Source organism: Pseudomonas sp. S1_E05, from assembly GCF_056337105.1.
Genome location: NZ_JBFRHM010000001.1, coordinates 5022263 through 5037141, shown reverse-complemented (window position 1 = coordinate 5037141; position 14879 = coordinate 5022263). Strand labels below are relative to the sequence as shown.

Sequence of the window (14879 nt, the reverse complement as noted above, 5' to 3'; positions counted from 1 at the left end):
AATCGTGAACCCTGCGTCAGAACGTTTCGTCCCCGCCTTCGGCCTCGGCAATCCACACTTGCAGACCTTGTGGGGGCCGCTTTGGCGCAAAACCACCCACATTGAACGTGAACGCGAGCGCTTGTGGCTGGATGATGGCGACTTTCTCGACCTGGACTGGCACGGCCCTCATAACGCCGACACGCCACTGGTGCTGCTACTGCACGGACTGACGGGCTCCTCCCACTCGCCCTACGTGGCCGGCATGCAAAAGGCACTGGGTGACCAAGGCTGGGCCAGCGTTGCGCTGAACTGGCGGGGGTGCTCGGGCGAACCGAATTTGTTGCCGCGCAGTTACCATTCCGGCGCCAGCGAAGACCTGGCCGAAGCCATCCAGCACCTGCGGGCCAAGCGCCCACTGGCGCCTTTGTATGCTGTCGGTTATTCCCTGGGTGGCAATGTCCTGCTCAAACATCTCGGCGAGACCGGCAGCGACAGTGGCGTACTCGGCGCGGTGGCGGTGTCGGTGCCGTTCAGACTGGATCAGTGTGCCGACCGGATAGGCCAGGGGTTTTCCCGGGTCTATCAAGCGCACTTCTTGCGCGAGATGGTCGCCTACGTTAAAAACAAACAGCGGCAATTCCAGCATGACGGGCGCGAGGATGGCCTGGCGAAACTGGCGGCCCTGGGCTCACTCGAAAACATGCGCACCTTTTGGGATTTCGATGGCCGCATCACCGCGCCGTTGCACGGCTACACCGATGCCCAGGATTATTACCGTCGCGCCTCCAGTCGCTACTTCCTCGGCGAGATTCGCACGCCGACCCTGATCATCCAGGCCGCCGACGATCCGTTCGTCTTCCCCCACAGCCTGCCGCAGGCTGACGAACTGTCCGCCTGCACTCAATTCGAGCTGCAAGCCAAGGGCGGGCATGTCGGCTTCGTCGATGGCTCATTCCGCCAACCGGGTTATTACCTGGAGCGGCGTATCCCGCAGTGGCTGTCCGCTGTGGGCCCTGAGTAAGGCGATGGACAGCAGCGCAGAATCGATCCGCTTCTGGCAAACCGCGCCGCTGCCCGGGGTCGAGTTGCTGTCTGCGCGCTACATCGAGCATCGTTTCGCCCCGCATGTGCATGATGGATTCGTGATCGGCATGATCATGGCCGGCGCCCAGCGGTATCGATATCGCGGCGCCGAACACCTGGCCGGCAGTGGCACACTGGTCTTGATCAACCCGGATGAAGTCCACACCGGCCACAAGGGCACGGAAGACGGCTGGCTATACCGAGCGTTTTATCCCGACACCGGAAAAATTCTCTCGCTGTTGAGCGAGCTGGAGTTGCCGACTCACGCCTTGCCCGCGTTTGGCGCCACGCTGTATCGCGATCCGGATCTGGTCACAGGATTCTGCCAACTGCATCGCCTGCTGGAGAGCCCGACGACAGCCCTGCAACAGCAAACCGCATGGCGGGAACTGATGCTCTCGCTGCTGCAACGTCACGCCGCCGTGCCGGACGCTGGTAAACCCGGCAAGGAACACCGGGCCGTGACGCGGGCCAAGGAGCTGCTGCATGAGCGGTTGGCGGCGCCTCCGTCCTTGGAGGAGCTCGCGCAAGCGGTGAACCTGTCACCCTTCCACTTCGCCCGGGTGTTCCGCCACGCCACCGGCATCCCGCCGCACACCTGGCTGATGCAGCAGCGCATCGCCCGGGCGCGTATGTTGCAGGGCGGGTGCCTGCCGTTGGAAGTGGCCACGCAGCTGGGATTTGCCGACCAGAGCCATTTGAGCCGGCAGTTCAAGCAGGTTTATGGGGTGGGGCCTGGGGCGTACCGCAGGGCCCGGCAGTTGCCGGGATTCTGATCGCAAAGTTGACCACTGTAGGAGCGGGCTTGCCCGCGATTGCGGAGTGTCAAACAACCTATTGATTGACTGACACAACGCCATCGCGGGCAAGCCCGCTCCTACAGGGATCGGTGGCGGGCCTACTCGCCGGTCGCGATACCCCGCGCCGGATCATTGATCCACTCACTCCACGACCCGGCATACAGCGCACCCAATGGATATCCTGCCAGGCACAGGGCAAACAGGTTATGACACGCCGTCACGCCGGAGCCGCAATACGCCACCAGATCGGAAGGCGGGCGGTTGCCCAGTTTCGCCGCAAATCGCTGCTTGAGCTGATCGACCGGGAGGAAACGCCCGTCGCTGCCCAGGTTGTCGGTGAACGCCGCACATTGCGCGCCGGGAATGTGGCCGGCAATCGGGTCGATGGGTTCAACTTCACCCTTGAAGCGCGGCAAGGCGCGGGCATCGAGCAGAGTCATCTCAGGCTGCCCCAGGCGCTGCTGAAGCTGTTCGGCGTTGAGGAGCAGCGACTTGTCCGGCGTGCCGGCGAAGCTGCCGCGCTGGATATCCGGCGCGTCCAGGCTCAGTGGCAAGCCCGCCGCATGCCAGGCTTTGAGCCCGCCATCGAGAATGAACACGCCATCACGTTTGCCGAGCCAGACCAGCAACCACCAGGCCCGCGCCGCGAAAGCTCCCGGACCGTCGTCATAAAGCACCACTTCGCTGTCGGCATTGATGCCCCAGGCCTGTAGACGAGCGATCAACGCGTCAGGGTCCGGCAAGGGATGCCGGCCGGTCACGCCCTTGGTCACAGCCCCACTCAAGTCGCGCTCGAGGTCGGCAAAGCTCGCCCCGGCAATGTGCCCTTCGGCGTAGCTGCGCTGGCCGTAGTCCGGGTCTTCGAGGGCGAAACGACAGTCCAGGATCACCAGCCCCGGCTGCTCCTTCTTCAGGTCCAACGCTTGCGGGCTGATCAATTGCGCAATGGGCATAACGGGGCTCCAGTCAGGGTCGTTATCGAATCCTACCCCAGTTCCCTAACCCACTTCCTCCAGCGCCTGAGCGAGCGGTACATAAAACTCTTCAAACAGCGCATTGACCTCGGCCCGGGACTGATCCGTGACAAACCCCGCCTCCAGCACCAGCACCTGATAAACCCCGCGCTTGATGGCCTGCTCGCTCAAGTGATTGGAGTTTTCGCGCGTGGTGCACAGGAAACGTACCCATGAAGTGAGGATGATCCAGGCGTTGATGGTCAGGGATTCGATTTGCACCCGATCCATCTTCAGGATGCCAGCCTCCACGAAGCCTTTGTAGATCGCTGAACCCTGAATCACGCAGCGCTGGGAAAAGCGTCGGTAGCGCGCGGCCAACTCCGGATCGCTGTCGAGCAGGTGCTCAAGGTCACGATGCAAAAAGCGGTAGCGCCACATGGCCGCGAGCAATTCCTTGAGGTAGTAGCGCTTGTCCTCGACCGTGGCGGCGCGCCCCTGGGGCGGGCGTAGAAAACTGTCCACCAGGCTTTCGTACTCACTGAACAACACGGCAATGATCGCCTGCTTGTTGGGGAAGTGGTAGTACAGGTTGCCCGGGGAAATTTCCATATGGGCCGCAATGTGGTTGGTGCTGATGCTGCGCTCGCCCTGCTGGTTGAACAGCTCCAGGCTGTTCTGCACGATGCGCTCGCTGGTTTTTATTCGTGGGGCCATGACTTGAGCTTTAATCCAGAGTGCGTTGACGGGCATCTTACGACCTATCCGCGAGTGGATAAAACAGAGCCGTGTCGGGATGTGATTTGACTGAATAGAGTATAGACTCTAAAAATCTCCTCACCACACTAAAACAAGAGAGAACACCATGACGGCTGACATTGCCTACCTGCAAAACCTGCAGCAGCCTCTGGAAGAACTTCAAAACCTGTTCAACGCCCAGCGCGCTGCCTATGCGGCCAACCCGATGCCGCCCGCAGCGCAGCGCCAGCAATGGCTCAAAGCGCTGCGCGAACTGCTGAGCGCCGAGCGTCAAGCCCTGATCGAGGCGATCAGCCAGGACTTCAGCCACCGCAGCGCCGATGAGACCCTGCTCGCCGAACTGATGCCCAGCCTGCACGGCATTCACTACGCCAGCCGTCACCTCAACGGCTGGATGAAACCTTCGCGGCGCAAGGTCGGCGTGGCTTTCCAGCCTGCAGCGGCCAAGGTTGTTTACCAACCACTGGGCGTGGTCGGCGTGATTGTGCCGTGGAATTACCCGCTGTACCTGGCCATCGGACCTTTGGTCGGCGCACTGGCGGCGGGCAATCGCGTCATGCTCAAGCTTAGCGAGTCCACTCCCGCCACCGGCCTGCTGCTCAAGGAATTGCTGGGGCGGATCTTTCCCGAAGACCTGGTGGGCGTGGTGCTCGGTGAAGCCGATATTGGCGTGGCGTTCTCACGCCTGCGCTTCGACCACCTGCTGTTTACCGGCGCGACCAGCATCGGCAAGCATGTGATGCGCGCCGCCGCCGAGAACCTGACACCGGTCACCCTGGAGTTGGGCGGCAAGTCCCCCGCCATCGTTTCGCGAGACGTACCACTCAAAGACGCAGCCGAACGCATCGCCTTTGGCAAGACACTCAATGCCGGACAAACCTGTGTGGCCCCGGACTATGTGCTGGTGCCGGAAGACCGCGTTGGCGCCTTCGTCGAGGCCTATCGCCACGCCGTTCGCGGGTTTTATCCGACGCTGACGGACAACCCGGACTACACCGCCATTATCAACGACCGGCAACTGGCCCGGCTCAGCGGCTACATCGACGATGCCACCAGCAAAGGTGCGTTGCTGATTCCGATGTTCGATCAAGGGCAGGGTCGCCGCATGAATCACAGCCTGTTGCTCAACGTCAGCGACGACATGGTGGTGATGCAGGACGAGATCTTCGGCCCGTTGCTACCGATCGTCCCATACACCGATCTGGACGAAGCATTTGCCTACATCAACCAGCGGCCGCGCCCGCTGGCGCTGTACTACTTCGGCTACGACAAGCGCGAACAAAACCGCGTGCTGCATGAAACCCACTCCGGCGGCGTATGCCTGAACGACACGTTGCTGCACGTCGCCCAGGACGACATGCCATTCGGTGGCATCGGCGCCTCGGGCATGGGCCATTACCACGGCCACGAAGGCTTCCTGACGTTCAGCAAAGCCAAGGGCGTGCTGATCAAGCAGCGCTTCAATGCGGCGAAGCTGGTTTACCCGCCGTATGGCAAATCCATTCAGAAATTGATCCAGAAGCTGTTCATTCGCTAACGATCCGCTGCTCGGGTAATAACAACAATGAACCCAGGCCTGTCCGCAAACCCCGCGCTGTCACGGCGCGGACTGCTGCAATTGAGTCTCGGCGCGACGGCCTTCCTCGCCACAGCCGGGGTGGGCGCAAGCCTGAGTGGATGTTCGTCGGGTATCGCGGCCGACGGTTTTTCGGTGCTGCGCAGCGCCGACCTGCTGTTTTTGCGAGCGCTGGTGCCGGTGATGCTCGACGGCGCCGTGGTTGCCGAAAAAATGCCTAATGCCGTCGAAGGCACGCTCAAAACCCTGGATAACAGCCTCGATCACCTGTCGCCAGAAATGCTCAAGCTGACCCGGCAACTGTTCGATGTGCTGGCCATGGCGGTGACCCGCGGGCCATTGACCGGCATCTGGGGCAGTTGGGAAAACGCCAGCCGGGATGAGATGAGGCACTTCCTCGACCGCTGGGAACACAGCTCGCTGAGCCTGTTGCGCATGGGGCACAGCTCGTTGCAGCAGATGGTGCTGATGGCCTGGTATGGCCGGCGCGAATCCTGGGCGCATTGCGGGTATCCGGGGCCGCCGGTGGTCTGAAAGACCGAGTCGACCCCATCGCGGGCAAGCCCGCTCCCACAATGGCGCTGTGTTCACAAATCCTGTGGGAGCGGGCTTGCCCGCGATGAGGCCCTGATGAACACCACATCCCCTAACTATAAAAACAAGAGAACCCCCAAATGCCCGTACCCGACCCGTTCCGCGAAGGCATGGCCCGTGGCTGGAAAACTCGCAACGCCTCGCAACTCACCGAAGACCTGACGCTGGAAGCCGACGTGGCGATCATCGGCAGCGGCGCAGGAGGTGGCACCACGGCCGAGATTCTCAGCGCGGCCGGTTACAAGGTGTTGTTGATCGAAGAAGGCCCACTCAAGACCAGCAGCGACTTCAAACTGCTCGAAGATCAGGCCTACACCCAGCTCTATCAAGAAGGCATCGGCCGCATGAGCAAGGACGGCGCCATCACCATCCTGCAAGGCCGCGCCGTGGGTGGCTCCACCCTGATTAATTGGGCGTCGAGTTTCCGCACCCCGGACCCGACTCTCGAGCACTGGGCCCGCGAGCACAACGTCAAAGGCCACAGCCCGGTCGAGATGGCGCCGTGGTTCCAAGCCATGGAGCAACGCCTGGGCGTATCGCCGTGGCTGGTTCCGCCCAACGCCAACAACGACGTGATCCGCCAGGGTTGCGAGAGGCTCGGTTACGCTTGGCACGTCATCCCGCGCAACGTACGCGGCTGCTGGAACCTGGGTTATTGCGGCATGGGCTGCGCGGTCAACGCCAAGCAATCGATGCTGGTGACAACGATTCCGGCGACCCTGGAAAAAGGTGGCGAACTGCTCTATCTCGCTCGCGCCGAAAAACTGCAGATCAACGGCGAACAGGTCACGCGCCTGGAATGCGTGGCAATGGACGAGCGCTGTGTGGCCCCCACAGGCAAAATCATTACGGTCAGGGCACGGCATTACGTAATGGCGGGCGGCGGCATCAACAGCCCTGCGCTGTTGTTGCGATCGGGCGCGCCAGACCCACACAAACGCCTGGGCAAACGCACCTTTCTGCATCTGGTGAACATGTCCGCCGCGCTGTTTGATGAAGTGATCAACCCGTTTTACGGTGCCCCGCAGTCAATTTACTCCGACCATTTCCAGTGGCGGGACGGCACTGGCGGAAAAATGGGCTACAAACTCGAAGTACCGCCGTTGCACCCGGCGCTGGCAGCCACGCTGCTCGGTGGTTTTGGCCAGGACAATGCGCAACGCATGGCCCAGCTGCCCCACACGCACGCCATGCTGGCGCTGCTCAGGGACGGCTTTCATCCGGACAGCCCCGGCGGAAGTGTCGAATTGCGTGGCGACAACACGCCGGTGCTCGACTACCAGGTCTCGCCCTACGCCTGGGATGGCGTGCGTCGGGCCTTTCACAGCATGGCCGAGATCCAGTTCGCCGGCGGCGCCAAGGCCGTGATGCCGATGCATGCCGACGCTCGGTATGTGAAAACCCTCGCCGAAGCCCGCCACCTGATCGACAGCTTGAGCCTTGAGTTGTACCGCACTCGCCTGGGCAGCGCTCATGTGATGGGTGGTTGTGCCATGGGTGAAGAGCCAAAAAACGCCGTCACCGACAGCCTCGGCCGGCACCATCAGTTGCGCAACCTGTCGGTCCACGATGGTTCGCTGTTCCCCACCAGCATTGGCGCAAACCCGCAATTGTCGGTCTATGGACTGACCGCGCAACTGGCGACTTCCCTCGCCGAACGTTTAAAAACACCCTGAAAAGAGCGAATATTCCCATGGTCTATAGTGCTTTCTTACCGATCATGCGGCTTGGCCGACCGGGACGGCTGCGATACCATCCGACTCCCCAACGGACTCCCGCCAGGACGACGCGATGAACCGAGTGTTGTACCCAGGTACCTTCGACCCTATTACCAAGGGCCATGGCGATCTGGTCGAACGCGCCTCGCGCCTGTTCGATCATGTGATCATCGCCGTCGCCGCCAGCCCGAAGAAAAACCCGTTGTTTCCCCTGGAACAGCGTGTGGAGCTGGCCCGCGAGGTCACTAAACATCTGCCCAACGTTGAAGTCGTCGGGTTTTCGACGCTGCTGGCGCATTTCGCCAAGGAGAAGAACGCCAATGTGTTCCTCCGTGGCCTGCGAGCGGTGTCAGACTTTGAATACGAATTCCAACTGGCCAACATGAACCGTCAGCTGGCGCCGGATGTAGAGAGCCTGTTTCTCACCCCGTCCGAGCGTTATTCGTTCATTTCCTCGACCCTGGTCCGTGAAATTGCGGCCCTGGGCGGCGATATCACCAAGTTCGTCCACCCTGCCGTGGCGGATGCCCTGACCGAACGCTTCAAGAAGTAAGCCCGCACTTGCCGGAGTCAGGCTGGCTCCGGCAGCGCCAATGCGGCACAATTACGCCCATTGGTTTATAGCGCCGGGGTTGTCCGCCCCGGCTGGAGTTAGCATGTCCCTGATCATCACCGACGATTGCATCAACTGCGACGTCTGCGAACCCGAGTGCCCGAACGCCGCCATTTCACAAGGCGAAGAGATCTACGTGATCGACCCGAACCTGTGTACCCAGTGTGTCGGCCACTACGACGAACCCCAGTGCCAACAGGTGTGCCCGGTGGATTGCATTCCGCTGGACGAAGCACATCCGGAGACTGAAGAGCAGTTGATGGAGAAGTACCGCAAGATTACCGGGAAGGCTTAAGTACGCCATCGCGGGCAATCGAGCGTCGACCGGCTGCTCCTACAGGATCACCAATGCCCCCTGTAGGAGGATCCGGTCGACGCTCGATTGCTCGCGATAGGGCCATCAGCCCCACCAAAGATACTTGCGACTCACTCCCGCTGCTCAAACCCCTCCCCAATGCACCCCAGGCACCGCACGAACGCCGCCTTGCCTGGGTCGACCACCAGCGCCTGTCCCGCATCGCCGACGTTGCCGCCCAACGCAGTGAATGGCAACGACACCACGAACGCCCCCGCACCGATCACGGTAGCCGCAATCAGCAACGGCCGGGCAATCAGCAGGTCGCCAAGCATGGCGTACGCAGGGGGATTCTGGATGGTATAGCGCGGGTCGCCGCTGCCGGTGCTGGACGCCAACGCCGGAATACCGACGCTCAACATCACGACAACGGCAAGGGTTCGAAACAGGTTCATGGCACGGTCCTTCGACTTGGCAGTGAGAACACTGACTATAGACCGTAGGATTTATCAGCTCTGACAGCGCGGACAAAACACGCTGGCGCGCTGCCCGAGCTTGACGTCTCGCAGCTCTGTTCCACAGACCTTGCATGCCTCGCCACCACGGCCATAAACGAACAATTCCTGTTGGAAATACCCGGGCTGGCCATCGCCGCCAATGAAGTCGCGCAATGTGGTGCCGCCTCGTTCGATGGCCATGGCCAGGATACGTTTGATCTCGATGGCCAGCTTCAGGTAGCGCGCCCGGGAAATGCCCCCGGCCGCACGGCGCGGGTCGATACCGGCCGCAAACAACGCCTCGGTGGCGTAGATGTTGCCGACACCGACCACCACCGCGTTGTCCATGATGAACGGTTTGACAGCCATCGAGCGTCCACGGGACTGCTGGAACAGGCGCTCGCCGTCGAACAGATCGGTCAGCGGCTCCGGTCCCAGGCGAATCAGCAATTCGTGGTTGAGCGGATCGAGGCTCCAGAGCATCGCGCCAAAGCGGCGCGGGTCGGTGTAGCGCAGGGCCAGGCCTGACTCCAGCTCGATATCCACATGTTCATGTTTGGCGGCCGGCATGCCCACCTCCACCAGACGCAAGTTGCCCGACATGCCCAGGTGACTGATCAGCGTACCCACTTCGGCGTTGATCAACAGGTACTTGGCGCGCCGCTCGACCAGCACGATACGCTGGCCCGACAACCGTACATCGAGGTCTTCGGGGATGGGCCAGCGCAGGCGTCGGTCACGCACGATCACCCGGCTGACGCGTTGGCCTTCCAGGTGGGGCGCAATCCCGCGGCGAGTGGTTTCGACTTCCGGCAGTTCAGGCATGATGCTCTCGAATCAGGTGCGCTCGAATCACAAGCTCAAAGCACTCAATGGTGGGTGCCGAGATCGCGAATCGTTTGTTTGAGGGTTTCGAAGTCATAGTCCGAAAGCCCCACGTAATCGAGCACCAACGGCGCGATGCAGTTCCATTCATGGTCTTCGGCCTGGTTACCCAGCACCCGGTAGGACGCACAGATGTGCTCGGCCATCTTCAGGATCGCCAGCAGGTTTTTCAGCTGGCTGTTGCGCGCCGACTCGTCGCGAAAGATGGCCAGCGCATTGTGATGATTGGCGATGGCGGTGCTGACGTGCTCCGGCAGGCGCCAGGATTTCGCCGTGTAATAACCGACTACGGCATGGTTGGTATTGAATACCCGGTTCTCGGTATCCACCACCCGGCAATCAGCACTCGCGCTGGCGTAGGCGTCTTCCAGGACCGTCATGTAATTGGGGAAGCGCTGCAGCATCAGCGGTATGCCGCAGTCGTGAAACAGACCTAGCGCGTAGGCCTCATCACCCGCCTCGACGCCGATGCGCTTGGCCAGGGTCAGGCAAGTCATCGCCACATCCTGTGCGGTGTCCCAGAAACGGTTGAGGGTGACGATGGTGTCATCGTTCATTTCGCCCTTGATCGACTGCGCGTTGATCAGGTTGATGATCGAGCGGCTGCCCAGCAGATTCACCGCACGCTGGATCGAGGCGATCTTGTTGCTCAAGCCGTAATACGGCGAGTTGACTATTTTCAACAGGGAACCGGAGAGGCCCGGGTCCTGGGAAATCAGCTTGGCGATCACCTCGAGGTCCGGGTCGGGCATGTACTGCTCCATCTGCAGATCCACCATGATCTGCGGCTGGGCTGGCACGCTGATGCCTTGCAGGGACTGTTGGATCTGTTCGGAAGTCAGTTCTTGGGACATTAGTACACACTCTTGGAGAGACGCCGATTCTAGCTTCTAAATCCTGGATCCGACATATCAAATCTCAAGCCAACGGCTTCACCACATGTCCAGCGCCGAACCCGGCCGGGCCTCAACACGTTATACTCCCGCTCTTTTTCCGGAGCGACGACATGTCCCTGCCTAGCCTGCGCCTCAAAGCCAATGCCGACCGTCGCCTGCGAAACGGCCACCTGTGGGTCTACAGCAACGAAATCGATGTAGCCGCCACGCCGTTGCACGGCTTCAAGGCCGGTGACCAGGCGATTCTCGAAGCCGCCGGCGGCAAGCCGCTGGGCATCGTCGCCATGAGCCCGAACAACCTGATCTGCGCGCGCGTACTGTCCCGCGACATCAAGCTGCCGCTCGATAAATCGCTGCTGGTGCATCGCCTCAACGTGGCCCTGTCCTTGCGCGATCGCCTCTTCGACAAGCCGTTCTACCGCTTGGTCTACGGGGATTCCGACCTGCTGCCGGGCCTGGTGGTCGACCGTTTTGGCGACATCCTGGTGGTGCAGATCGCTTCGGCGACCATGGAAGCGCATAAAGATGACGTGATCGCCGCGCTCACCCAAGTGCTCAAGCCTAGTGGCATTCTGTTCAAGAATGACTCGGCAGCCCGCGACGCCGAAGGCCTGGAGCGTTACGTCGATACCGTGTTCGGCGTGGTGCCGGAGTGGGTCGCGCTGGAAGAGAACGGCGTGAAGTTCGAAGCGCCCGTGATCCAGGGTCAGAAAACCGGCTGGTTCTACGACCACCGCATGAACCGCGCACGCCTGGCGCCCTATGCCAAAGGCAAGCGCGTCCTGGACCTGTACAGCTACATCGGCGGCTGGGGCGTGCAAGCAGCGGCGTTCGGTGCCAGTGAAGTGTTTTGCGTCGACGCCTCCGCCTTCGCCCTCGATGGCGTCGAGCGCAACGCCGCGCTGAACGGCTTCGCTGACAAGATGACCTGCCTCGAAGGCGACGTCTTCGAAGCCCTCAAGGAACTCAAGGCCAGCGAAGAACGCTTCGACGTGATCGTCGCCGACCCACCGGCGTTCATCAAGCGCAAGAAAGACATGAAAAACGGCGAAGGCGCCTACCGTCGCCTGAACGAGCAAGCCATGCGCCTGCTGACCAAGGACGGCATCCTCGTCAGCGCCTCCTGCTCGATGCACCTGCCCGAAGACGACCTGCAAAACATCCTGCTCACCAGCGCCCGCCACCTGGACCGCAACATCCAGATGCTCGAACGCGGCGGCCAGGGCCCGGACCACCCGGTCCACCCGGCAATCGCCGAGACGCGCTACATCAAGAGCATTACTTGCCGGTTGCTGCCTAATAGCTGACACCCGCTAACCCCTGCCCCTGTAGGAGCGAGCATGCTCGCGATGGACGTCAACGATGACGCTGGCCACCTGACACCCCGCGGTGCCCGGTCCACCATCGCGAGCATGCTCGCTCCTACAGGGATGGCGGGGTTACACATCCTGATGTGCTTTTGTGCAATCGGTTCTGTTTGGGGCGGCTACCGTTTTCTCTTTCAATCATGGAAGAGGACAACGGAATGTCCAGTTCGCCACATGGGCAACGACTGCGTTATGGGCGGCATTCAGAACACGGCCGGATCTATCTGCTTACCGCTGTGACTCACGAACGAAGGCCATTCTTCGCGGATTGGCGTGTGGGTCGTCTGCTTGTGCGTGAGTTCAGAAGGGCTCAGGAAACCGGCAAAGCCACCTCCATCGCCTGGGTGGTGATGCCAGATCACTTTCATTGGCTGGTTGAGCTGCACAATGGGGATTTGCCGAAATTGGTCCAGGCCACCAAGGCCCGAAGCGCTCGGGCCATCAACCTCGATCGGGAAGGACCAACGCCCGTTTGGCAAAAAGGCTATTTTGACCGGGCCCTGCGCTGGGAGGAGGATCTGAAGGCTGCCGCTCGTTACGTGATCGCCAATCCATTACGTGCGGAGCTGGTCGATAAAATTGGCGACTACCCATTGTGGGATGCCATCTGGCTCTGATTTTAACTCTGTAGGAGCGAGCACGCTCGCGATGGTCTTCAACGATGACGCGGGGTGTCAGATGCCCAACGTTTTCGTTAACGTCCATCGCGACGGTTCGACGCCTCGACATGCTCGCTCCTACAGATACGAGGCACCTCCACACGTCTCGCCAACACGCCCACCCATTCCCTCCAGCCGCCAGCCGTGTAGAATCGCGAACATTCATCGCCATTCATCCCCCGGCGGGTTTATGAGCTCAAGCTGAAGCGCGCGGCGATCCCGCAAAGTTATCGGCAGCGTCCGGACACACGGCCATTTCCAGGTGTTCCAGGCGTCAACAGAGGCTCACTTCCCTTTTGATACCTGATTAGCCGCCCGGAGTGCTTCATGCCTGATTACCGCTCGAAAACATCCACCCATGGCCGCAACATGGCCGGCGCTCGTGCCTTGTGGCGCGCCACGGGGATGAAGGATGACGACTTCAAGAAGCCGATCATCGCCATTGCCAACTCGTTCACCCAGTTCGTACCGGGCCACGTCCACCTCAAGGACCTGGGCCAGCTGGTCGCCCGCGAGATCGAACGTGCCGGCGGTGTCGCCAAGGAATTCAACACCATCGCCGTGGATGATGGTATCGCCATGGGCCACGACGGCATGCTGTATTCGCTGCCGAGCCGCGAGATCATCGCCGACTCCGTGGAGTACATGGTCAACGCCCACTGCGCCGACGCCATCGTCTGCATCTCCAACTGCGACAAGATCACCCCCGGCATGCTGATGGCCGCCCTGCGCCTGAACATCCCGGTGATCTTCGTGTCCGGCGGCCCGATGGAAGCCGGCAAGACCAAACTGGCCAGCCATGGCCTGGACCTGGTCGACGCCATGGTCATCGCCGCCGACTCCAGCGCTTCTGACGAGAAGGTTGCCGAGTACGAGCGCAGCGCCTGCCCGACCTGCGGTTCGTGCTCCGGCATGTTCACCGCCAACTCGATGAACTGCCTGACCGAAGCCCTGGGCCTGGCCCTGCCGGGCAACGGTTCGACCCTGGCCACCCACAGCGACCGCGAGCAGCTGTTCCTGCAGGCAGGCCGCACCATCGTCGAGCTGTGCAAACGCTACTACGGCGAGAACGATGAGTCGGTGCTGCCGCGCAACATCGCCAACTTCAAGGCGTTCGAAAACGCCATGATGCTCGACATCGCCATGGGCGGTTCGACCAACACCATCCTGCACCTGCTGGCCGCGGCCCAGGAAGCCGAGATCGCCTTCGACCTGCGCGACATCGATCGCCTGTCGCGTGTGGTGCCGCAATTGTGCAAGGTCGCACCGAACATCCAGAAGTACCACATGGAAGACGTGCACCGTGCCGGCGGCATCTTCAGCATTCTGGGCTCCCTGGCCCGTGGCGGTCTGCTGCACACCGACCTGCCCACCGTGCACAGCCGCAGCATGGAAGAAGCCATCGCCAAGTGGGACATCACCCAGACCGATGACGAAGCTGTGCATCACTTCTTCAAGGCCGGCCCGGCAGGCATCCCGACACAGACCGCGTTCAGCCAGTCGACCCGTTGGGAAACCCTGGACGACGACCGTGAAAACGGCTGCATCCGCAGTTTCGAACACGCCTACTCGAAAGAAGGCGGCCTGGCCGTGCTCTACGGCAACATCGCCCTTGATGGCTGCGTGGTGAAAACCGCCGGTGTCGACGAATCGATCCACGTGTTCGAAGGCAACGCCAAGATCTTCGAAAGCCAGGACAGCGCCGTGCGCGGCATCCTCGCCGATGAAGTGAAGGAAGGCGACATCGTCATCATTCGCTACGAAGGTCCGAAAGGCGGCCCGGGCATGCAGGAAATGCTCTACCCGACCTCCTACCTGAAATCCAAGGGCCTGGGCAAAGCCTGCGCCCTGCTCACCGATGGCCGTTTCTCCGGCGGCACCTCGGGCCTGTCCATCGGTCACGCTTCGCCGGAAGCGGCTGCCGGCGGTGCGATTGGCCTGGTTCAGGACGGCGACAAGGTACTGATCGACATTCCAAACCGCTCGATCAACCTGTTGATCAGCGATGAAGAACTGGCCGCGCGCCGAGTCGAGCAGGACAAGAAAGGCTGGAAGCCAGTCGAAGTGCGTCCACGTAAAGTGACCACCGCGCTGAAGGCCTACGCCCTGTTGGCAACCAGCGCCGACAAGGGTGCTGTGCGTAACAAGGCGATGCTTGACGGGCTGTAGGCGCTGCGCAAGCTGCAAGCTGCAAGCTGCAAG

15 protein-coding genes are annotated in these 14879 nt (G+C 61.4%); 10 read left to right on the top strand and 5 right to left on the bottom strand.

The features are described 5' to 3' along the window. Positions 1–4 precede the first annotated feature (4 nt). Complete coding sequence (locus AB4N33_RS23225; protein ID WP_476458325.1) at positions 5–1003, top strand: hydrolase; 999 nt, start codon at positions 5–7, stop codon at positions 1001–1003. 4 nt (positions 1004–1007) lie between these two features. Continuing rightward, positions 1008–1841, top strand: coding sequence for an AraC family transcriptional regulator (locus AB4N33_RS23220; RefSeq protein ID WP_476458324.1), 834 nt, complete (start codon positions 1008–1010; stop codon positions 1839–1841). Positions 1842–1963: 122 nt separating this feature from the next. On the opposite strand, the gene AB4N33_RS23215 is transcribed toward AB4N33_RS23220, so the two are convergent. Beyond that, the gene (locus tag AB4N33_RS23215) at positions 1964–2818 is read right to left on the bottom strand and encodes a sulfurtransferase (protein WP_476458323.1); all 855 of its coding nucleotides are present in this window, start codon (positions 2816–2818) and stop codon (positions 1964–1966) included. A gap of 45 nt (positions 2819–2863) precedes the next feature. After that, complete coding sequence (locus tag AB4N33_RS23210) at positions 2864–3535, bottom strand: TetR/AcrR family transcriptional regulator (protein ID WP_460119986.1); 672 nt, start codon at positions 3533–3535, stop codon at positions 2864–2866. Between the two features lie 148 nt (positions 3536–3683). Between AB4N33_RS23210 and AB4N33_RS23205 the strand changes: the two genes are divergently transcribed. The 5 genes from AB4N33_RS23205 to AB4N33_RS23185 all read left to right on the top strand — a co-directional run bounded on the left by AB4N33_RS23205 (position 3684) and on the right by AB4N33_RS23185 (position 8373). Continuing rightward, positions 3684–5114, top strand: a complete 1431-nt coding sequence (locus tag AB4N33_RS23205; protein ID WP_460140728.1) for a coniferyl aldehyde dehydrogenase — start codon at positions 3684–3686, stop codon at positions 5112–5114. 27 nt (positions 5115–5141) lie between these two features. Further along, positions 5142–5687: a twin-arginine translocation pathway signal protein gene (locus AB4N33_RS23200; RefSeq protein WP_476458322.1), complete on the top strand. Its 546-nt coding sequence runs from the start codon at positions 5142–5144 to the stop codon at positions 5685–5687. Positions 5688–5827: 140 nt separating this feature from the next. Then, on the top strand, positions 5828–7423 hold the full coding sequence (locus tag AB4N33_RS23195; protein ID WP_476458321.1) for a GMC family oxidoreductase: 1596 nt from the start codon (positions 5828–5830) through the stop codon (positions 7421–7423). Between the two features lie 115 nt (positions 7424–7538). Continuing rightward, on the top strand, positions 7539–8018 hold the full coding sequence (gene coaD, locus AB4N33_RS23190; RefSeq protein ID WP_045059801.1) for a pantetheine-phosphate adenylyltransferase: 480 nt from the start codon (positions 7539–7541) through the stop codon (positions 8016–8018). Between the two features lie 103 nt (positions 8019–8121). Then, positions 8122–8373 (top strand): YfhL family 4Fe-4S dicluster ferredoxin, encoded by a 252-nt coding sequence (locus AB4N33_RS23185; protein ID WP_003195146.1) that lies wholly within the window; start codon positions 8122–8124, stop codon positions 8371–8373. Between the two features lie 131 nt (positions 8374–8504). Here AB4N33_RS23185 and AB4N33_RS23180 read toward each other — a convergent pair whose 3' ends face one another. From AB4N33_RS23180 to AB4N33_RS23170, 3 genes are read right to left on the bottom strand one after another with little or no spacing between them, the layout of a single operon-like run. After that, positions 8505–8828, bottom strand: coding sequence for a multidrug transporter (locus AB4N33_RS23180; protein ID WP_460140725.1), 324 nt, complete (start codon positions 8826–8828; stop codon positions 8505–8507). A 54-nt stretch (positions 8829–8882) separates the two neighbouring features. Then, entirely contained in the window at positions 8883–9695 is an 813-nt protein-coding gene (mutM, locus tag AB4N33_RS23175; RefSeq protein ID WP_460119975.1) for a bifunctional DNA-formamidopyrimidine glycosylase/DNA-(apurinic or apyrimidinic site) lyase, read from the bottom strand. A 44-nt stretch (positions 9696–9739) separates the two neighbouring features. Then, positions 9740–10555, bottom strand: a complete 816-nt coding sequence (locus AB4N33_RS23170) for an HDOD domain-containing protein (RefSeq protein ID WP_476458842.1) — start codon at positions 10553–10555, stop codon at positions 9740–9742. A gap of 206 nt (positions 10556–10761) precedes the next feature. On the opposite strand from AB4N33_RS23170, the gene AB4N33_RS23165 reads away from it, so the two are divergent. The 3 genes from AB4N33_RS23165 to ilvD all read left to right on the top strand — a co-directional run bounded on the left by AB4N33_RS23165 (position 10762) and on the right by ilvD (position 14846). Continuing rightward, on the top strand, positions 10762–11958 hold the full coding sequence (locus tag AB4N33_RS23165) for a class I SAM-dependent rRNA methyltransferase (RefSeq protein ID WP_460119974.1): 1197 nt from the start codon (positions 10762–10764) through the stop codon (positions 11956–11958). Positions 11959–12176: 218 nt separating this feature from the next. Continuing rightward, positions 12177–12635: an REP-associated tyrosine transposase gene (locus AB4N33_RS23160; RefSeq protein WP_460140724.1), complete on the top strand. Its 459-nt coding sequence runs from the start codon at positions 12177–12179 to the stop codon at positions 12633–12635. A gap of 369 nt (positions 12636–13004) precedes the next feature. After that, positions 13005–14846 carry a dihydroxy-acid dehydratase gene (gene ilvD / locus AB4N33_RS23155; protein ID WP_460119970.1) on the top strand — a complete coding sequence of 614 codons (1842 nt, stop codon included), beginning with the start codon at positions 13005–13007 and terminating at the stop codon, positions 14844–14846. Positions 14847–14879: the final 33 nt, after the last annotated feature.